Origin of the sequence: Paenibacillus hubeiensis, from assembly GCF_032334105.1 — a bacterium.
GTDB lineage: Bacteria > Bacillota > Bacilli > Paenibacillales > Paenibacillaceae > Paenibacillus > Paenibacillus hubeiensis.
Genome location: NZ_JAVYAE020000011.1, coordinates 118,540 through 139,538, shown reverse-complemented (window position 1 = coordinate 139,538; position 20,999 = coordinate 118,540). Strand labels below are relative to the sequence as shown.

General features: G+C 48.7%; 19 protein-coding genes. 18 read left to right on the top strand and 1 reads right to left on the bottom strand.

Annotation, left to right across the window (positions count from 1 at the left end):
- The first annotated feature begins 2 nt into the window (after positions 1–2).
- The 3 genes from RSX24_RS23650 (at position 3) to RSX24_RS23640 (ending at position 3,836) form a co-directional block, all read left to right on the top strand.
- Positions 3–725, top strand: a complete 723-nt coding sequence (locus RSX24_RS23650; protein WP_236420949.1) for a response regulator transcription factor — start codon at positions 3–5, stop codon at positions 723–725.
- A 267-nt stretch (positions 726–992) separates the two neighbouring features.
- Positions 993–1,373 (top strand): hypothetical protein, encoded by a 381-nt coding sequence (locus tag RSX24_RS23645; protein WP_236420940.1) that lies wholly within the window; start codon positions 993–995, stop codon positions 1,371–1,373.
- Positions 1,374–1,982: 609 nt separating this feature from the next.
- Positions 1,983–3,836: a helicase-related protein gene (locus RSX24_RS23640; RefSeq protein ID WP_438286876.1), complete on the top strand. Its 1,854-nt coding sequence runs from the start codon at positions 1,983–1,985 to the stop codon at positions 3,834–3,836.
- 17 nt (positions 3,837–3,853) lie between these two features.
- Here RSX24_RS23640 and RSX24_RS23635 read toward each other — a convergent pair whose 3' ends face one another.
- A complete protein-coding gene (locus RSX24_RS23635; protein ID WP_343261971.1) occupies positions 3,854–4,096 on the bottom strand; it encodes a hypothetical protein in 243 nt (80 codons plus the stop codon).
- Positions 4,097–4,168: 72 nt separating this feature from the next.
- On the opposite strand from RSX24_RS23635, the gene RSX24_RS23630 reads away from it, so the two are divergent.
- The 15 genes from RSX24_RS23630 (at position 4,169) to RSX24_RS23560 (ending at position 20,995) form a co-directional block, all read left to right on the top strand.
- Entirely contained in the window at positions 4,169–4,855 is a 687-nt protein-coding gene (locus tag RSX24_RS23630) for a ComF family protein (RefSeq protein WP_343261970.1), read from the top strand.
- Between the two features lie 242 nt (positions 4,856–5,097).
- Positions 5,098–10,098, top strand: coding sequence for a fibronectin type III domain-containing protein (locus RSX24_RS23625; protein ID WP_343261969.1), 5,001 nt, complete (start codon positions 5,098–5,100; stop codon positions 10,096–10,098).
- Between the two features lie 149 nt (positions 10,099–10,247).
- A complete protein-coding gene (locus RSX24_RS23620; protein WP_236420938.1) occupies positions 10,248–10,655 on the top strand; it encodes a TIGR03826 family flagellar region protein in 408 nt (135 codons plus the stop codon).
- 162 nt (positions 10,656–10,817) lie between these two features.
- Positions 10,818–11,105 carry a flagellar biosynthesis anti-sigma factor FlgM gene (flgM, locus tag RSX24_RS23615; RefSeq protein ID WP_236420937.1) on the top strand — a complete coding sequence of 96 codons (288 nt, stop codon included), beginning with the start codon at positions 10,818–10,820 and terminating at the stop codon, positions 11,103–11,105.
- 8 nt (positions 11,106–11,113) lie between these two features.
- Positions 11,114–11,614, top strand: a complete 501-nt coding sequence (locus RSX24_RS23610) for a flagellar protein FlgN (protein ID WP_236420936.1) — start codon at positions 11,114–11,116, stop codon at positions 11,612–11,614.
- Positions 11,615–11,630: 16 nt separating this feature from the next.
- Positions 11,631–13,187 (top strand): flagellar hook-associated protein FlgK, encoded by a 1,557-nt coding sequence (gene flgK, locus RSX24_RS23605; protein ID WP_343261968.1) that lies wholly within the window; start codon positions 11,631–11,633, stop codon positions 13,185–13,187.
- 24 nt (positions 13,188–13,211) lie between these two features.
- Positions 13,212–14,120, top strand: coding sequence for a flagellar hook-associated protein FlgL (gene flgL, locus RSX24_RS23600; RefSeq protein ID WP_343261967.1), 909 nt, complete (start codon positions 13,212–13,214; stop codon positions 14,118–14,120).
- 98 nt (positions 14,121–14,218) lie between these two features.
- On the top strand, positions 14,219–14,641 hold the full coding sequence (gene fliW, locus RSX24_RS23595; RefSeq protein WP_343261966.1) for a flagellar assembly protein FliW: 423 nt from the start codon (positions 14,219–14,221) through the stop codon (positions 14,639–14,641).
- Positions 14,641–14,874 carry a carbon storage regulator CsrA gene (gene csrA, locus RSX24_RS23590; protein WP_343261965.1) on the top strand — a complete coding sequence of 78 codons (234 nt, stop codon included), beginning with the start codon at positions 14,641–14,643 and terminating at the stop codon, positions 14,872–14,874. Before fliW ends, csrA begins: the two co-directional genes overlap by 1 nt.
- 536 nt (positions 14,875–15,410) lie before the next feature.
- Complete coding sequence (locus tag RSX24_RS23585; protein WP_343261964.1) at positions 15,411–16,178, top strand: flagellin N-terminal helical domain-containing protein; 768 nt, start codon at positions 15,411–15,413, stop codon at positions 16,176–16,178.
- A 181-nt stretch (positions 16,179–16,359) separates the two neighbouring features.
- Positions 16,360–16,749: a flagellar protein FlaG gene (locus RSX24_RS23580; protein WP_343261963.1), complete on the top strand. Its 390-nt coding sequence runs from the start codon at positions 16,360–16,362 to the stop codon at positions 16,747–16,749.
- A 13-nt stretch (positions 16,750–16,762) separates the two neighbouring features.
- Positions 16,763–18,355, top strand: coding sequence for a flagellar filament capping protein FliD (fliD, locus tag RSX24_RS23575; RefSeq protein WP_343261962.1), 1,593 nt, complete (start codon positions 16,763–16,765; stop codon positions 18,353–18,355).
- A 12-nt stretch (positions 18,356–18,367) separates the two neighbouring features.
- Positions 18,368–18,751, top strand: a complete 384-nt coding sequence (fliS, locus tag RSX24_RS23570) for a flagellar export chaperone FliS (protein ID WP_343261961.1) — start codon at positions 18,368–18,370, stop codon at positions 18,749–18,751.
- Positions 18,748–19,101, top strand: coding sequence for a hypothetical protein (locus RSX24_RS23565; protein ID WP_343261960.1), 354 nt, complete (start codon positions 18,748–18,750; stop codon positions 19,099–19,101). Before fliS ends, RSX24_RS23565 begins: the two co-directional genes overlap by 4 nt.
- A gap of 91 nt (positions 19,102–19,192) precedes the next feature.
- Positions 19,193–20,995 (top strand): motility associated factor glycosyltransferase family protein, encoded by a 1,803-nt coding sequence (locus tag RSX24_RS23560; protein ID WP_343261959.1) that lies wholly within the window; start codon positions 19,193–19,195, stop codon positions 20,993–20,995.
- Positions 20,996–20,999 lie beyond the last annotated feature (4 nt).

Below are 20,999 nucleotides of genomic sequence, written 5' to 3'. Positions count from 1 at the left end.
TGATGGAAAACCGTGATACTGGAAACGCACCGATTAAGGTTCTGCTCGCTGATGATCATCAGCTGTTCCGCGAAGGACTGAAACGCATTTTGAATATGGAGGACGACATTGAGGTCATCGGCGAATGCGGCGACGGCATCCAGGTGCTTGAGTTCTGCAATCAGGACAAACCGGATATCGTATTGATGGACATCAATATGCCGGTGGAGAACGGGGTAGAGGCGACCGAGAAATTGCGCGAGCTGTTCCCGGACGTCAAAGTCATCATTTTGTCCATTCACGATGACGAGAGTTACGTGTTCGAGACGCTGCGCAAAGGCGCGAACGGATATTTGCTGAAAGACATGGAGGCCGAATCTCTGATCAATGCGATTCGTTCCGTGCATGAAGGGCATGCGTTCATTCATCCGAAGGTCACCGGCAAGCTGATCATGCAGCTGCGCCGCATGACATATTTGAATGAGACGGGAGCCATGAGCGAAGGGGTGTCGAAGGAGGCGGGCGTGAAGTTCGTTGCAGGCGACAACAATCCGCTGACGCGTCGCGAGGCTGAGGTACTGCGCCTGATGGCTGAAGGCAAGAGCAACAAAATGATCGGGGAGTTCTTGTTCATCAGCGAAAAAACGGTGAAAAACCATGTCAGCAGCATTCTGCAAAAAATGGAAGTGGATGACCGTACACAGGCTGTTATCAACTCTATTAAGTATGGCTGGGTTACGCTGTAATGGCTGAAGGAGCAAGGGGAATTGCAGCAAACGAAATCATATACGGATTATGGATCACTCGCGCCTGTTCAAAATGTTGAACCGGTATGCGGGTTAATGGACTTTAATCCTGCAAATGAACAAAGTGCAGGGACGTGCAGAACGAATGTTCAGAGCAAGGCGATAAACCTGCAGCAAGTGTAACCCTTTCGAAAGTGCGGCATATACTGTCGTATACAGGGATGTTCGCCACGGGTGAACATGACCTTTCGAGGAGGTGCAGTTGCCATGGTTGCTCATCTGACTATGATTCTGCTCATCTACTTCCTGGCGGCAATGGCGGTTCATGTCATGCATCACCGTCATCTGTCCCATCCGCAATCCGAAGGCATCGAGCAAATCGTGCTCATTCCTTCCAATCAGGTACAACGGATCGAAGGTATTGTACGGACGCTTTGCCGGGAGCTGTTTTATCGTGGAAAGAGCTTTACGATGACAGTCATTGCTGAACGCAGGGAAGCGGAGACGGTTCGCATTATAGAGAAACTGATGTTGAGGCAGGGGATGGAGCTGTCGGTGTTGCCGGCTGTTCCGGCAGATTTGGATTTGTCCAAACAACAAGGGAGCTCAGCGTATCGCCTGATTGACCTCCGTGATCCTGCGCAGTGAATGATTGGATTACGTCGTCATGTGGGCAAAACCCACGTATGGATGCCATAAATCCACAAGCGAAGATTACAGCATGCAGCTGTAGTCTTTTTTTGTCATTGTAGTCAATTCTGCTATTAAAGTTATAATGGATTTTTTTGCAATCTATGGTTGTATATTGGTTCATAAGTGAGGAGAGCACATACGTCACTTGTTCGTACCTGGAATTCTTAATTTAAAAGTATAGACGAAGCGAACGGGGAAAAGTTTCGCGTGTTTCGAGAAACTTTTCCCAAGTTGGACACATCGAGAAATGAGAACGGACGAGGTGACCACTTTCGCTTAGAAATGGACGGAGAGTGGATGGAGCGGGGGAATTCTTTGGTTATTGAGACGATTCCAGGGGGAGGCTCCACGGCGCACTGTAAAAGGTTGGCCTTACATCCAAGTTGATGAACGAATGGTTCTTGTGGAAAACGAATATACACGATATATTTAGAGGACAAGCTAATCAAAAATAGATTATCCAGTGGACATGAAGCACATGCTCCCGACATTTTGTCGGGCGGTATGTGCTTTTTTTTGGTTCCCGTTTGGGGAGATTCGAGTGCTACAGGGAGGAGAGAGAGTATGAAAGTTGCGCTATATGTCGTCCGTTTAGACGAAGGATGGGTCATGAAGCTGTCGCTGGATATTCGGGTCGATGCGGCCTGGTGGGTGGAAGACAGGGGCGGGAAGGCGGCGTTGCGGTGGGTTTTGCTGGATGGCGCGCTCGCGATGAGTCAAGCTTCTTGGCTGGTGAACGGATTCGAAGCGGAGCGGGGCATGGACCAGTGGGAAAGAAAGCATTGGCAGCAGTATATGCGGCGCAGACTGCTGCAGTATGAGGAGGCTTCGGGCGAACGCGAAGCCTGTAGAGGCCGCCCGGCGAGTTTCTGGGCGGCAGAGGGTGCGGGCGGGATGCCGGAGCCTTATCCCGCCACCGCCTGGGCTCAGCTCGGGCAGGATGCTGCCCTGCTGGCCGAGCGGTTTCGCGGCCGCCAACTGCTGGCGGCCGAGGCAGAGGCGCTGCTGGCGGACACCGCCCCGCCGCTGGCCTCTGCCTGGTGCGCGGCAGCGCAACTCGCGCACCTGCACGGGCGGCTGCAGCTCGCTGCCGCCCTGGAGCTTGCCACGCGCCGCCGTGCCGCGTGGCTGCCCCGCGCGCGAAGCGCGCCCCGCTGCCGCCGCTGCGGCAGCGTTGCCAGGCAGCGCGTGCCCTGCGCTGCCTGCGGGCTGGCGGCGTGCGCCTACTGCGAGGCATGCCTCGCGCTCGGGCGCAGCCGGGCTTGTGCGCTGCTGCTGCGCAGCGCAGCGCCTGCGGCCGTGCATGGCACGGCCGGTGCCACCGGGGGCGGGCTCGCCCGGTGGGGGCTTAGCGCAGCGCAGAGCGAGGCGGCTGCCGCGGCGCTGGCGTTTTTGGGCCGGCCGCCCGCAGGAGGGCGGCCGGGGCGGTTCTTGCTCTGGGCCGTGACCGGGGCCGGCAAGACCGAAATGATTTTCCCGCTCCTGCAGCATGTCGTGGAGCGGGGAGGGAGAGCGCTCGTGGCAACGCCGCGCAGGGACGTCGTGCTCGAACTGGCGCCACGGATCGCCAAAGCGTTCCCGCATGCTACGCTCGCCACGCTGTATGGCGGCAGCACCGAGCGTTGGAAAGACGCACAGCTGACCCTTGCCACCACTCACCAGCTCATGCGGTTTTACCAGGCGTTTGACCTGGTTGTGATTGATGAGCTCGATGCGTTTCCATATCATGGAGATCCCATGCTCGCACATGCCGCGGCGGCGTCCTGCAAACCGGGAGGACACTTTGTCTACTTATCGGCTACGCCGCCTGCCGGCATGCAAAGAGAAGTGGCTTGGGGCAAACTGGAGCATGCCCGAGTACCGGTACGTTTTCATCGCCATCCGCTGCCGGTGCCATTACTGCTGAAGTTACCCGCCGTGGCGGAGTGCATTCGCAAACGCGATCTTCCCGCTTCCCTGCAAAACCAAATCCGGATCTCCCTTAAACGCGGCGCGCAAGTTTTCGTTTTCGTAACGCGCATTGCGCAGATCGAACCGTTTGTGTCTCTGCTTCGCCGCCGCTTTCCGCATGTGCGGGTCGAGGGCACCTCTTCCCAGGACGCCGAACGGGGCGGCAAAGTCGTCGCCTTTCGGGAACGCGACATCCGGCTGCTCGTCACGACGACCATTTTGGAGCGCGGCGTGACCATTCCGCGGAGCGACGTATTCATTTTGGATGCAGACAACGGCCTGTTCGATGAGGCGTCATTGGTACAAATGGCCGGCCGGGCAGGGCGCTCGCTGGACGATCCGGCAGGCAAGGTCGTGTTTGCTTCTCCCAAACGGACGCGTTCCCAAGTCAAAGCCGTGGCTCAAATCCGCAAAATGAACGCCATCGCCCGCCGTAAAGGGTATCTGAACACGCCGGAATCCCAATAAATCGTAAACGGAGGTATTCAGCCATCATGTTCAATGGGTTCGAAGGAGTATCCAGCCAACTGCGAGGGCTCGCCCGCCTGCTGCATCAATTGCTCGCCCCACCGGGAGAGACCTGTCTGACTTGCGGCACCAGAGCGAGGTTGTCGGCGGATTATCCCGGCATCTGCTTCCGCTGCGCACAGCAAATACCGTGGATTCGTTCGATCCGCTGTTTGCGCTGCGGCCGGGGCATCGGCTGCCCCGATTGCCTTCGCCCGCATATGCGGGAGCGCTCGTTTGTATGCAACCGCAGTGCCGTGCAATACAATGCTTTGATGAAGGAATGGATCGGCATGTACAAATTCCGGGGGCATGGGCGGTACGGCCCGCTTCTGACGGCCATGGTGGTACAGGCTTTCCGGGCGATGAGCGAGGAGATGAATGCGGCTGTGGCAAAAGAGATCCCCGCTTTGGCGGCACAACCGGCCGCTTCTGCACGGTTGCGGGTGGATGACGCTCCCCATCCACCTGTCCCGCCCGCGTCCATGGCCGCGGGCGTCCACCTCTCGGCAGCGACCCGAAGACCCGGGTCGCTGCTGCGCAAACCGTTGCCGCCATGGCGGCCGGACGCCGTGACCTATGTTCCGGTCAGCGGGGAACGCCTCGCCGAGCGCGGCTTCAACCAGGCGGAGCGGCTGGCGGCAGGCCTCGCCGCCGCGCACCGCATGCCGCTCGTTGACCTGCTCAGCCGCCCGGTCAACACCGCCAAACAGAGCTTCAAGTCTCGCGCGGAGCGGATCGAGACGATGCAGCATGCCTTTGCCCTGCAGCCGGATGCGATGCAGCTGCTGGTCGATTTAGGACGCCGTAAGTGTTCTGAAGAACCCATGCGTTCACAAACGCCGCTCCGCTTGCTGCTGGTAGACGATATCTATACGACGGGGAGCACCCTGGATGCTTGCGGAGAAGTCATCCTGAAGGCTGCGCAGGAAGCCGGCATCTTGACAGAGGTGTATACACTCACGTTGGCAAGATCTTGATTTTCAATAATGAGATGCGTACATTTCGTTTGAAATATGCTGATTTTTGCATGAGTTAATATTAATCCATATCATATGTAAATATGTTGTTTGCTGAACTTACCGGTTTTATAAAAAAACAATAAATAACCTCCATGTTAAAAAGAGGAATTAGGTTCACGGCATAGAATACATATTGCTGCCATTTCCAGAATCGGCCATATCCCGGAGGTGGCACAATATATCTTTTGAAGGGGAGAACGATGGTGGTACCAGGAAAACAAAAAAGCCGTTTATATTTGTGGGCCGTCCGAATGCTGGTTTTAACGTTGGTATTCGGGCAACTTGGCTTGTATGGAGGGGAGGTTGCGCAGGCTGCAGCGGTTGGTGGGGGAACGATTGTTTCGGCTAGCAACGATTACCGTTACGTCATGACAAAGGACGGCGGTAAATTGCAGGTGAACCAGAAGGACATCAATTTAAGTTGGGTAAGGTCCTACAGCGTTTCTACTACAGGATACTCTTTTACCCGCAGACAATCGGTTCTTGGAAACGTGGATTATATCACTGAGATTCAGTTCGGATCCTACAACTCCAAGTATGCAGGGCAGATAGATCATGCGTTTTTCGTTGATTTTAGCCGGATTTATGAGACTTATTCCGAAATGACGTATAGACAATCCGGCATGAACGTTGGTCAGTGGACCATCACTAATGATGATGTGTTGGGGCTGCCGACACCGACTTATGTATATGACTACCAGGAGAGTCCGTTAACGCTTGTTGTTAATGCTGATACCGGAGAAGTCGTAGATTTCTACTCCGATTTGAACCCGTACTATACAAAAAAGGGAGAGTACGCTATTCCTGATTTTGAAGGTGGAAGCCCGACTCCTTTCAAACAGATTCCTGCGGCTCCATCTAATCTCAGCGCGACCAAAAACGATTCGGCTATTATGCTGTCATGGGATCATGTGCAGCAGGCTTTTCAATACGAGATCGAAGAGGACGGCGTGATTAAGGGACCGTTTTACGGTACAACGTTTACGAACAATGCACTCGCACCGAATACGAACCATACGTACAGGGTCCGGGCTTTGAATCCTTTGGGTACGAGCGATTGGAGCAGTGTATATGAAGTCAAAACACTCTTGGCCAAACCGAAATTGTCTTCAAGTTCAGAAGAAGGAAAAAACACGATAACATGGACGGCCGTAGACAACGCTGATCGGTATCAGTTGGTTATTGATGGCGGACAAGCCATAGATATAGGAAATGTAACCTCCTATGTACACGAGGGTCTGGAAGCTAATTCGAGTCATACATATTCGGTCAAAGCCCTTTCGTCGGACAATGAGAGTGAGTGGAGCAGCACGATCACCCAGTTGGTTGTTCCTAATTCGGCGAATGGTTTGAAAACAACCGACGTGGCATGGAACAAAATTTCAATATCCTGGGATGCGATTAAAGGTGCTACCGGATATGATCTTGAGATTGATGGGGTGATCACTCCGGTAACGGGTACGACCTATACAAAGACGGGTCTTGGTGCAAATACGGAGCACACCTTCCGGATCAGATCCAAAAATGCAGGCGGGGCAGGCAAATGGACGGAAATGTTGAATGTGACAACGCAACTGAGTACTCCAGTTATTCAAACGAGTCCTTCGCAAGAAGAAGTCATGTTGGCGTGGCCCGCAGTTGACGGCGCGACGAAATATGAAGTAGAGGCCGATGGCATGGTTGTGGGCACAGTGACCGAGCCAACGTATGTGCATGGCAGCTTGCTGCCAGGAACGGCACACAAATACCGCGTGCGTGCGCTGAATGATACCAACACCAGTGCATGGACGGCAATCCTAACGCAAAACACTGTGCCAGGTGCGGTGAATGGCTTGGCGATCAACTCCACAACAAATGTAGCAATTGCGCTGAAATGGACAGCCGTCACCGGAGCAACGGGTTATGATCTCGAAATCGACGGAACGGTAGTGCCAGTGACGGGCGTAGCGTATACGAAGAGCGGTCTTGCCGCCAATACGGAGCATACCTTCCGCATTCGTTCGAAGAACGCAGCAGGCGTGGGCGCATGGAGTGAACCGATTAGTGCAACTACGCTGCTGAATACGCCAGTGTTGAAAGCAGCATCGGAAGAAACGAAGGTAACCCTGACGTGGGCAGAGATTGACGGCGCGACGAAATATGAAGTGGAGGCAGATGGCGTGGTTGTCGGCACAGTGACGGAGCCAACCTATACGCATAGCAGTTTGCTGCCGGGAACGGCACACAAATACCGGGTGCGTGCGCTGACTGATACCAATACAAGTGCATGGACAGCAGTCTTGACACAGAACACGGTGCCTGGTGCAGTAAGCGGCCTGGCGATCAACTCCACAACAAACGTGGCGATTGCGCTGAAATGGACAGCCGTCACCGGAGCAACGGGCTATGACCTGGAGATTGATGGCACCGTAGTGCCTGTGACAGGCGTGGCGTATACAAAGAGCGGCCTTGCCGCCAATACGGAGCATACCTTCCGTATCCGCTCGAAGAACGCAGCAGGTCCGGGCACATGGAGCGAACCGATTAGCGCGACTACGTTACTGAATACACCGGTGTTGAAAGCGACATCGGAAGAAACGAAGGTAACCCTGACGTGGGCAGAGATTGCCGATGCCACAACATACGAAGTAGAATCGGATGGCGTGGTTGTCGGCACAGTGGACGAGCCCACTTACACACATAGCAATTTACTGCCGGGAACGGCACATAAATACCGGGTGCGTGCGTTGACCGATACGAACACCAGTGCATGGACAGCAGTCCTGACACAAAACACTGTCCCAGGAGCAGTAAGCGGCTTGGCGATCAACTCCACAACAAATGTAGCAATTGCGCTGAAATGGACGGCCGTCACCGGAGCAACGGGCTACGACCTGGAAATCGACGGCACCGTAATGCCTGTGACGGGCGTGGCGTATACGAAGAGCGGTCTTGCCGCCAATACGGAGCATACCTTCCGCATTCGTTCGAAGAACGCAGCAGGTGTAGGTGCGTGGAGCGATTTAATTAGCGCGACTACGTTACTGAATACACCGGTATTGAAAGCAGCATCGGAAGAAACGAAGGTAACCCTGACGTGGGCAGAGATTGCCGATGCCACAACATATGAAGTAGAAGCGGACGGCGTGGTTGTCGGCACAGTGACCGAGCCAACCTATACGCATAGCAGTTTGCTGCCGGGAACGGCACACAAATACCGAGTGCGTGCGTTGACCGATACCAACACCAGTGCGTGGACAGCAGTCCTGACACAAAACACTGTCCCAGGAGCAGTAAACGGCCTGGCGATCAACTCCACAACAAACGTTGCGATCGCGCTGAAATGGACGGCCGTCACCGGAGCAACGGGCTATGACCTGGAGATTGATGGCACCGTAGTGCCTGTGACGGGCGTGGCGTATACGAAAAGCGGTCTGGTTGCCAATACGGAGCATACCTTCCGCATTCGTTCGAAGAATGCAGCAGGTGTAGGCGCATGGAGTGAACCGATTAGTGCAACTACGCTGCTGAATACGCCAGTGTTGAAAGCAACATCGGAAGAAACGAAAGTAACCCTGACGTGGGCAGAGATTGCCGATGCCACAACATATGAAGTAGAAGCGGACGGCGTGGTTGTCAGCACAGTGACCGAGCCGACCTATACGCATAGCAGTTTGCTGCCGGGAACGACACACAAATACCGCGTGCGTGCGGTGACCGATACCAACACAAGCGCGTGGACAGCAGTTCTGACACAAAACACCGTTCCTGGTGCAGTAAGCGGCTTGGCGATCAACTCCACAACAAACGTGGCGATTGCACTGAAATGGACAGCTGTAACCGGAGCAACGGGTTATGATCTCGAAATTGACGGCACGGTAGTGCCTGTGACAGGCGTAGCATATACGAAGAGCGGTCTTGCCGCCAATACGGAGCACACCTTCCGCATTCGTTCGAAGAATGCAGCAGGTCCGGGCGCATGGAGCGAACCGATTAATGCGACTACACTGCTGAACACGCCGGTATTGAAAGCAACATCGGAAGAAACGAAGGTAACCCTGTCGTGGGCAGAGATTGCCGATGCCACAACATATGAAGTAGAAGCGGACGGCGTGGTTGTCGGCACAGTGGACGAGCCCACTTACACGCATAGCAATTTATTGTCGGGAACGGCACATAAATACCGGGTGCGCGCTTTGACCGATACGAACACAAGTGCATGGACACCAGTTTTAACGCAAAACACCGTTCCAGGTGCAGTGGGCGGCTTGGCGATCAATACAACAACAAACGTGGCGATTGCGCTGAAATGGACAGCCGTCACCGGAGCAACAGGTTATGACCTCGAAATTGATGGCACCGTAGTGCCTGTGACGGGGGTGGCATACACGAAGAGCGGTCTGGTTGCCAATACGGAGCATACCTTCCGTATCCGCTCGAAGAACGCAGCAGGTCCGGGCACATGGAGCGAACCGATTAGCGCGACTACGTTACTGAATACACCGGTGTTGAAAGCGACATCGGAAGAAACGAAGGTAACCCTGACGTGGGCAGAGATTGCCGATGCCACAACATACGAAGTAGAATCGGATGGCGTGGTTGTCGGCACAGTGGACGAGCCCACTTACACACATAGCAATTTACTGCCGGGAACGGCACATAAATACCGGGTGCGTGCGTTGACCGATACGAACACCAGTGCATGGACAGCAGTCCTGACACAAAACACTGTCCCAGGAGCAGTAAGCGGCTTGGCGATCAACTCCACAACAAATGTAGCAATTGCGCTGAAATGGACGGCCGTCACCGGAGCAACGGGCTATGACCTGGAAATCGACGGCACGGTGGTACCTGTGACGGGCGTGGCGTATACGAAGAGCGGTCTTGCCGCCAATACGGAGCATACCTTCCGTATCCGTTCGAAGAACGCAGCAGGCGTGGGCGCGTGGAGTGACTTGATCAGCGGCATGACGCTATTAGGTACACCGGTATTGAAAGGCACAGCAGACGGCACCTCTATCGCATTGGGCTGGGATGCGGTAGCAGGCGCCACGTTTTACGAGATTGAAGCGGATGGGCAAGTCGTTGGAACGACAAGTGATCCCCAATGGAATCATGCAGATCTGCTCCCTTCCAGTCAGCACAAATACCGGATCAGAGCCGTTAGTGAACAAAACTCAAGTGCATGGTCCGCCGTTTTAACGATCAAAGCGTTAACTTAGTAATCCAACAAGAGAAACAGCTTGCGCATGTATGCATTCTGTTTCTCTCTTTTTTGTAAAATGTCCTATGGCTTCACGACTAAAAATAAGGTAATGTAATAGATACATCGATATACGGAAAGAGGAAGCTTGAGAGGGGCGATAGAGGAATGAATTTGGGTAATTGTCCTCGCTGCGGCAGATTGTACGCCTTGAATTTCAGGGACGTATGTTCCAACTGCATCAAGGAGATCGAATTGGAGTACCAAACATGCGCCGAGTATTTGCGGGAAAACAAAGGTGCTAACATACAGGAGTTGTCCGACGCTACGGATGTTTCCATCAAACAGATTACAAAGTTTATCCGTGAGGGGAGAATCTCCATCGAAAATGCCCCTAATCTGATGTATCCTTGTGAAGTATGCGGAAACCTGATCAGGGAAGGGCATATGTGTGACTCTTGCCGTGCGCGTTTGACCAAGGACTTGGCCGGAGCCGCACGGGAAGTAGGTCAGAAGGAGAACGACGACCTAGGCGGGCGAACCTACAGAACCGTCGACAAACTACGGGATTCGTAGGAATGAGGGCTTAAATACCGTTTTTACTATAACAATTGCTTTATTTCGTACCGATAAACTTATTAAAGATTATCGGTTTTTTTAATTATCCCAATCGAGTTTAAGAACATACAGATGCAAGATAATGAAAAAATCCTGTGGTGGAAGGAAGTGTAGTTCGGAATGAAAATCAATGAACCGAGTCGAATTGGTGCAATCAATTCATATCAGAGGAACGTTGAATCCAATCAGCAGCAGGCTGACGCCAAAAAAAGCCGCCGTAAGGATGAAGTATCCATTTCTCCGGAGGCGATGAAAATGCTTGAGGAACAAGGCCGTACACAGGATCCGGCGCGTGCGCAGCGGATTCAGGAGCTTAAGGAACAAATAAGCTCGGGGACGTATCAGGTAGACAGCAACAGGCTTGCCGACAAGCTGCTGCCTTACTTCAAGAACTTCCCTAATAATTAGGAGGAACTATGCTGATCGAACCGATCATAGGTGTTTTGCGGCAACTGGAGGCTTCACATGTGGAAATGTTGGAATTGGGAGAGATGAAGCAGCAGGCCATTATTTCCAATAAAGTGGATGTGTTGATTCAATTGACTCATCATGAATCGAAATTGGTTAAGCGAATTGAGCAAATCGAGGCCGAGAGGCTTGAGCAGGTCCATCGCTTTTTGGAAGGACGGGGAATTAAGTCCAGACTAAACCTGACGATCAGCGAGTTGTCCAGGCTTGTCTTTGACCCGGAGGAAAAAAGACTGCTACACCAGGTCCAATCTTCTTTAACGGATGTTCTACAGAAAGTAAAACATCTAAACGAAGCAAATCAACAGCTTATTCAGCAATCGCTCTCATATCTTGATTTTGTTATCGAGACAATGTCGTTTCATTCTGAATCTGATGCCACATATCAGAACCCTTCGGAGAAAAGCTATGGTATGACACGCTCCGGAATGTTTGATACAAGGGCTTAAAATGGAGGATTAACAGATGGTTTCAACATTCCATTCAATTGAAACTGCCAAACGCGGTATCATTACGCAGACGGCTGCCCTGAATACGACAGGGCACAATATTTCCAATGCCAATACACCGGGATACTCGCGCCAGGTTGTAAACATGACGGCAGCGGATCCCATCGATGCCATTCAATTTTTACGTACGTCGGCTCCGGGGCAGCTCGGAACAGGGGTAGAATTTAATTCCATCAGACGTGTCAGAGAGGGTTTCCTAGATGCACAGTATCGGAACGAGAACACGGCACTTGGCGGTTGGACGGTTCGAAACAGCACGCTGGAGAAGCTGGAGACCATCATGAATGAGCCGTCTGAAACGGGGATTCGTACGGTCCTCAATAACTTCTGGAGCGCATGGTCCGATCTTAGCCAAGATCCTCAGGACGTAACGAACCGGAAGATCGTCAAGGAAACGACTCTTGCGCTTACTGACGGCCTTAATCAGATCAGTTTACAGTTGGATGCATTGACGAACGACCTTACCAATAATGTTGAACTTAAAACGACTGAGATTAACTCGTATCTGCAAAGCATAGCGGATCTGAACAACAACATTATGAGGGTAGAGCAACTTGGGGATAATGCCAATGATTTGCGCGACCAGCGGGACTATGCCGTGGATCAGCTGTCCAAAATCGTCGGTGTTAACGTCGCCGAATTGGATAGTGGTTATCAGGTTACCGTAGCTGGCCAAGTTGCGGTAACGGGGAATACAGTTGTACCTGTCACATCCGCGATTCTCGAAAACTCCTATCAGGCAGGGACGCTTGGTGGCGGTGAAGTGTACGGCATGATTTATGCCCGTGACGTACATGTGGCCGATTATCGCAACCAGATGAACAAATTGGCTAACACGCTCGCCACAGGAGATATTGAAATTACGATTCCTGCAGGCAGCGTACTTCCAAATGGAACGGTGTTCAACAATATTACGTATTCGGATGCAAACAACAACCGAACGTTAGCATCGGACCTGACAGTGACGGTTCAAGGGATTAACGGCTTGCACCACCTTGGTTATACGCTGAGCGGGTCGACGCCTACGGCTGGCGGTGATTTTTTTGCGACCAAGGACGGTTCCGGGACGATCACAGCCGGTAACATTACATTGAATACCGACATCCAGAACGATCCTAACAAGATCGCAACTTCCATGCGAACGACCGGTACAGGTGCCGATGAAAGCGTAGTTCTGGGCAATAACAGCCTGGCTTTGATTTTGTCGCAGTTGAAGGATGCCAAGTTTGATTTTGGTGGGTCCAGACCAACAACCTCGGACGATTACTTCGGAGCGATCGTCGGACAATTGGGGGTCCAAAAACAGGAATCCGAGCGGCAGGCACAGAACGCGCAGCTGTTGACGGAGCAGGTTGATTTGAATCGCCAGTCGGTGAGCGGGGTTTCACTGGATGAGGAGATGAGCAATCTTATTAAATTCCAGCATGCCTATAGTGCTTCCGCCCGATTCATGACAACCTATGACGAGCTGCTGAACAAACTCATTAACAGTACCGGCGTCGTCGGTCGTTAATGTCTAGAAAGGGGTAACAAGTAGATGGCTATTCGTGTAACTTCCGGTATGATGAGTACTCAAATGCTCAGCAACCTGAATCGGAATCTTTACCGCATGGACAACATGTCCAATCAGATCGCCACGGGTCGAAAAATCAATAAACCTTCCGATGATCCGGTGGGCGTAACGTATGCTCTTCGTTATAGAGCCGAATTGGCTGCAAATGAACAGTATCAGTCCAATACCGATGCGGCCGTAAGCTGGCTGGACGCGACGGATTCTAACATGCAGCAGGCATTGGACGTCATGAAAAGATTGAAAGAGTTGGCTGTTCAGGGGGCCAACGGAACGCTGTCCGATTCGGATCTGGAAGCTGTTAATCTCGAAGTGGATGAATTAAAGCAACATCTGGTTGATATCGGCAATACCCAGATTCGGGGGAAATACATTTTTAATGGACAGATGTACGACCAGGCTCCTTATCAGCTTTCCTCCACTGTAACCGATTATGCCGATGTAGAAACGGATACCAAAGGCGTTATTTATTCCATTAGTCAGCAGGTAACCTTCCAGATTAATACGAGTGGTAATGAGCTCTTCGGTTCAAAAACGGATACGGACAATGTATTTAGAATCCTTGACAATCTATCAGCAGCCCTGAATAACGGAAACCAGAATGCTATAAGTCAAGAATTGAATAACATTGAATCCAGATCAAATAAAATCCAATCTGCTTTATCGGAAGTTGGAGCACGTTCGAATCGAATCGAGTTGGTACAAAATCGTCTGATGGATCAAAACTTAAACTTCACTACGCTTCAATCCAAGACAGAGGATGCAGACGTAGCAAAATTAATGATCCAAGCCACCTCGGCACAAACCATCTACGAGGCTTCATTGAAATCTTCCGCCCAAATTATGCTGCCTTCCCTGATGGACTTTATGAGGTAGTAACGAACAAAATATTGTTTAAGCTATGGATAAAGGTGGTCCATAGCTTTTTTATTCTAAAATCTAGCTGGACTTATCAACAAAATGAGGTGAACGAAATGGAAGAAAATCAGACTACCGATGTGTACACATTTAATAAGGGGTTGCCTGGATTCGAAGAGTTGAGAAAATTTTCATTACAGCAGTATGATGATATTTTCAGTTTGTTAAGTGCAGTAGACGATCCAGCTGTGGCGTTTATGATCGTAAATCCTTTTGATTTTCATGAAGAATATGAGTTTGAGTTATCGCCCGAACATTTGGAAGAACTCGATATCACGGATCCAGGACAAATTATAGTAAGATGCATTGTAACGCTCCATAAGGACATTCAGAGGGCAACAGGTAATCTGTTAGCTCCTGTGGTTTTTAATCATCAAAAAAAATTAGGGAAACAAATCGTACTTCACAACACCGAATACAAAATAAAACATTTTTTGTGGAAGAATGGTGATCCCGAGAAAAAGGACGGTGACCTTTAATGCTGGTATTAACTCGGAAAAAAGGAGAATCCATCGTCATAGCTGACAATATTGTTTTGACGGTCCTGGCTGTGGACGGTGAGAACGTCAAGATCGGTATAGAGGCACCACGAGAAATCGATATCTATCGTAGAGAGGTTTTAGAGGCAATTCAGCAAAATAATAAAAATGCTGCAATGGATTTGGGAGAATTAAAAAATATCATTAAACAGCTAGGCCAAAATGATGGCTGATCCAAGTTGCAGAGGCCCCTTAGGCCCGTTTCGAGTGATCGTCTTTGGGAAGGTCGCCAACAATGGATACTAGATTAATTTTCCTTGGCGAAGTTAGCGATCTAATTGCAGATGAGAGACAGTCATACCAGGCTGCGAAGGCCTCTTTACAGTCGAGCTTGCTCGAGCAACACCGGACATCCATTTGGGCGTTTAGCAAACCATGTCTGTTTGCAGATAGGTCGTGCTCCGTAAGACAACGTGCCTTGAACCGTGTTTCGTACCGCGTGTACGGCTTCGGTGAGGTAGCGTTGTACCTTGAGAAGTGATCCGAATCGCTGGTGTGAGTGTTTTATTTCGACTAAACACGCGTTGAGTGTTTAAGTTTTAACACTATTTTTTTGTCTAGGGCAAAAAAATATCGAAATGCTATAAACAAACCACAAATGTGCGTCGATATATAGAATAGAGCGATGATTCTTCAGGGCGGCCGACCTGTGAAGACGCTTATACCACATGGATGTGGGCACATTATAATTTCAGGGAGGAAAAATAAAATGATTATCAATCACAACATTCCTGCGGTAAACACTCACCGCAATATGGGTCTGAACCAAACTGCATCTAGCAAAAACATGGAGAAATTGGCTTCCGGTCTGCGCATCAACCGTGCAGCTGACGATGCAGCGGGTTTGGCAATTTCCGAAAAAATGCGTGGTCAAATCCGTGGTTTGGAACAAGCACAACGTAACGTTCAAGATGGTATTTCCTTCGCTCAAACGGCTGAGGGTGCGATGAATGAAGTTAGTGCGATGCTGGTTCGTATCAAAGAACTGGTTGTACAATCCGAAAACCAGACTTACCAAGCGAGCGATAAATCCAACATCAAAATGGAGTTGGGCCAACTTGGTAAACAAATTGATGCCATTACTTCGAACACGAAGTTCAACGGTATCAAGATCACAAGTTCGATTAATATTCAAGCTGATGATGATGCATTCAAAATTAAAATCAGCGGCATCAGCACAACTGGATTTAAAGGACTTACATCTGGTGTTACTCTGAAAAGTGCTACTGATGCGATCGTTTCTGTTGCTAAGCAACGTGCACAGATTGGTGCGGTTCAAAATCGTTTGGAATACACTTCCAACAACTTGGGAACAACAGTTGAAAATCTGACAGCTGCTGAATCACGTATTCGTGACACGGACATGGCGAAGGAAATGGTTGCTCTGTCCAAAAACAACATCTTGCTGCAAGCTTCCCAATCGATGCTTGCACAAGCAAACCAAGCGCCTCAAGGCGTTCTGTCCTTGCTCCGTTAATCTTAACAGTAATATGCATATTTGGTTCAAAAAGCCTCGCTTCGGCGAGGCTTTTTTTATAAAATACATAAAGTTCATTTAACAAGATTCCGATATAAAAGATAGCCTATAAAAATTCATAGTATGTCGTCGTCTAGAATCGAAAGTAATTACTCTGATATGTGTGAAGGGAGGCTTTCACATGGATTCAACAATCATGGGTGGAAAACATACTGTATCTTCGATGGGAGGAACATCAGGTATAGTGTCTCAGTCGAAGTCGGTAGGAGATCCTCAAAAGTATCCGTCCCTAGAAGCTGCGGTTGTAAGTGCATCAATTGCACCCAGTGTGGCTCAGTTACATGAAGCACAAGTTAAGGCTCTGCAAGAACTTGAACAAGCAATGGAAGCAGTACAGGGACCGCCTAAAACTTTGCAAATTTCAGTCCATGATAAAACACAAACCATTATGATTAAAGTTATGAATAAGGAAACTGGAGATGTCATTCGTGAAGTGCCGGCCGAAAAGATTCTTGATGTAGTAGCTAAAATGATGGAACTCAACGGGATTTTGATTGATAAAAAAATTTAAGGGGGAGTAAAAAATGGTAACTCGCATTACAGGTATGGCTTCGGGAATGGATGTTGAATCATTAGTCCAAAAGTTAATCTCTGCTGAAAGCGCACCACTGAACAAGATGAATACCCAAAAGCAGTTGATGGAATGGAAACGCGAAGGCTATCGTGAAATGAGCACCAGGCTGGTCACCTTTTCTCAAACAAAAATTACAGACTTGTTTTCCAAGGCTTCTTCGCTTAATGCACAAACAACAAAGGTTAGTGGAGATACATCTGCTGTAACAGCAAAAGCTGGAAGTGCTGCGAGTGGAGTGCTGGATATCGAAGTTACAAAACTTGCCTCTGCCGCTCGTGCTGTTTCGAATGCGCCAACGTTAGATTCTGGTGTGAGCACGCCAACGGATTGGGGAAGCTTGAAACTATCTGATATTTCGGGTGTGACAGTTTCTTCAGGAAGTAAAATTTCCATTGGAGGAAAGGATATCGAACTGACCGAGAACGATACGATCAGTACGCTCGTTAGTAAAATAAATAATAACACAGAAGCGGGAGTATCCGCGGTCTATGACTCTAGGACCGGTAAAATTTCGCTGACGAGCAAAGCGACAGGGGCCGCTGGAAACAATATTACTCTAAATGATAATGGCACGGGGTTGTTCGGCGCAAGTAGCTTTAATCTTGCAAGTGCCAATGCTTTCACTGGTGGCGATGATGCTGTAATTAAAGCAAACGGTCTGGAGATGAAGCAAACTTCTAACACATTTATGCTCAATGGTGTTGAATTAACGCTCAATGCTCTCACACAAGCAGGAAAGCCAGCACATATTGAAGCCGTTAAAGATACAGACAAGATCGTTGAGAATGTTAAGGCTTTTGTGACTGCCTATAATGAACTGCTTAGTGCTGTGAATTCTAAAGTTGGTGAAGAGCGTTATAGAAAATATGATCCTCTAACCAGTGATCAAAAGAAAGACATGTCAGATAGCGAAATCGAATTGTGGACATCTAAAGCCAAAAGCGGCATGCTGAAGAATGATAGCATTTTAGAATCAACGCTTAGTCAGTTCCGTACAGCGATGATGACACCAGTGAAATTATCAGGTTCTCTGATGAAGGATGGGCAAGTAGTTACCAAAAACGGGAGCCCGATTACGGAAGTTGATATGTCTTACCTCGGAATTTCGACTGGAACGTGGCAATCCAAGGGCCAACTTATCTTCGATGAGGACAAGTTTAAAGCAGCTCTTGATGATAACCCGAACATTGTAAATGATTTCTTCGGATCAAATTTTGCCTCATCGTTCACAAGTACTCCTTATACAGATACTGAAAGCATGAAGGGTGATGGTATTTTTGCTAGGATGAGGAAAATATCGACAAATGCTTTGTCTGAGCTGGCTTCAACTGCAGGTACGTCTAAAGTGAGTAGTGATCTAACGTCTAGTTTTAATGTAGATAGCACGATGGGTGAAACCTTGCGTCGCTTGGAAAAACAAATCAGTGAATTCCAAGCCAAACTGAATACAAAAGAAACGAATTATTACAAAAAGTTCTCGGCAATGGAGACAGCAATCAATAGGTACAACAACACGTCATCTAGCCTTTCGAGTTATTTGTAAGGGGGACTACTTTTGATTAATTCTGCTTACCAGAAGTATCAGCAAGCTCAGGCTCAAACGGCCTCAAAGCCCAAACTCTTGATCATGATGTACGATGGGGCGATTCGTTTTGTACAAGGTGGAATCGAAGGGATCAATGAAAATGATAATGAGAAGGCCAATAACAATCTTTGTAAAGCACAGGCAATTATTCATGAGCTTGTCTCATCTTTAAACTTTGATTACTCAATCTCCAATGACTTGGTACGGATCTATGAGTATATGTTGAATTTATTAATACAATCTAATGTTAAGAAACAGGTTGGACCTGCAAAAGAAGTGTTGGAGCATTTAAAAGAACTCCGCGAAGCTTGGGTTGAGGCAAGCAAACAAATAGGCGTGGGTTTTGGGGTATGACGCTGGCACCTGAGTTCGACATTCAGCAATGTCTGGATGCGTTGAGGGTTCTTACTCTTAAGGCTGTTCATAATATAGATGCGATGACAGAAAATGATTTTACGGCGTTTATCGAGGAACGGGAGCAATTGATTTTAAAGCTAAACCCCGTTCAATCTGATTTGCTCGATTCTCATAAGCATCAAATTCGTGATATTCTAAATTATGATCATGTGATTCTGGCACGAATGGAGATTTTGAAAAAAGAAGCCGAGGATTCGTTAAATCGACTGCAGGTGGGCAAGATTCAGCGCAATGCTTACCACCAATCCTACTCGGCAGACAGTTTATTTTTCGATCAGAGAAAATGAAAAAAAGTGCCGGGTCAAGAATGCTCTTGCCGGCTCTTTCTTTTATTAGTAGTCTTTGATTGAGAAAGCTCATCAAGGAGGATTCGTTGTTTTGGATAACTTTTCCATAAATAAGCAGGTATTGAGTGAGCGTTTTGCTCATGTTTTGAAAAGTAATGAATTACATGATTTCACTGACGAAGAACTGGAGTCTGAGTATTTTTTTGAGCAGACTGAGCGAGACGAGGTATGGCTGCAGGCTGTACGCACACTTGTTGGCGATGACCAAGTTGTCTTCGTGTATGGATTTGAACGCGGCTTTGCAATTGCGGATCTGATCGAAGAGCATCCTCATAAATGGTTTTTCGTCTATGAGCCCAGTGTCAAACATTTTGCGAAAGCGATGACGGAATATGATCTTAGCCCAGTATTGAGCCATCCGAACCTTTATTGGTTATCGGTAGGCGAAGATCAGCTTCAGCTTATTTTTAGCATGTTAGGTACCTACATGCAAGACAGATTGGCATTTATCGCGCAGCGGCACTATCTGGATCTTCATATAGAAGATGTACAGAAAATCAAAGAAGATTTTCAAATACATCGTCGGGATATGCTGAGCAATCTCTTTACGGAAGACCGTTTTAAACATGAATGGACACAAAATTACCTAAACCATTTGGTTGATGCAGTTAGTCATATTCACATTGAACAATTGATAGGTAAGTTGGATGTGGAAACAGCATTGGTCGTATCCTCAGGGCCCTCCCTATCTCAAGATATTGAAACAATCAAAAAATTACAGCAGCACGTCATCATTATTGCAGCTGGTTCTAGCGTGCAAGCGCTCGTCAAACAAGGGATCATTCCGCATATTACTGTTATCATGGATGGACATGCGGTCAATACTAAAATCTTTTCTGACCCATCCACATTAGCGCCCACTTTGTTTTTTACATCATCTTCTTTTTATCAGATATCGGATCAAAAGTCATCAGATAAAGTTTATAGCATAATGAGAAATGACTCTCTGTCCAAGTATTTCTTAAATCGTTCTGATGAAAGCACGATTATTTTTCCGGTAGAAACGGTGGCGGGTACAGCAATCCAGGTTGCTGCTGCTTTGGGAGCGAAGAGAATTGTACTTGCTGGACAGGATCTGTCGTTCCCTGAGGATCGTTCTTATGCAGAAGGTGTTAACCATTTTGCACCAGAAGTTACGCAAACTTTTGTCAATCATGCTCATCTTAAAGTTACCAATGTGAAGGGTGGGGAGAATCGCACCGACTTGTCTTTCCTTTCAATGAAGCAGGGAATTGAAAAATTAATTATTGCATTGGAGCCGATAGAGTGTGTGAATACGAGTTCGCTGGGTGCAGAGATCAAAGGTGCACCCTTCCGACCGATGGAGAGTCTAGTGGATGAATTACTTCAACAACCTGTGGTTAGTGAGCGAATCATCAAGGATCTTTTGGAATGTCATCCGATCATACCGGACAAGGAAGATGTCGAGTTTTTGCATGAAAGATTATCTGGAGTCCGTCGGGCTGTTTCCGAGTTGCCTTTGAAGATCAGACGATTAAATAAAGAAATCGATAATATGGAGTTGTACAGTAGAGATAAGCCGAGTAAAGCTATCAAGTCTTTTGATAAAGTCGTAGAATTGTGGGAGTCGATTGCAGGAGCCAACTGGTTCTCGCCATTATGGGAGACATTTATGCCTGCGGAGCTGGCTGCTTTTGACCGCAAGCTTCCTGTGTTGTTTAATGAAGAACGATTAATCAAAAAATCAGTACTCGTACGTAACACTGTGGCTGAACTTGCAAAGGTAATTAGCGAAAATGTGGATACGATGCTGCAATTTTTGGATGAAGCGATTGCTCGTATTGAAAGAAAACATAGTGAATCCTATAACTAACCTG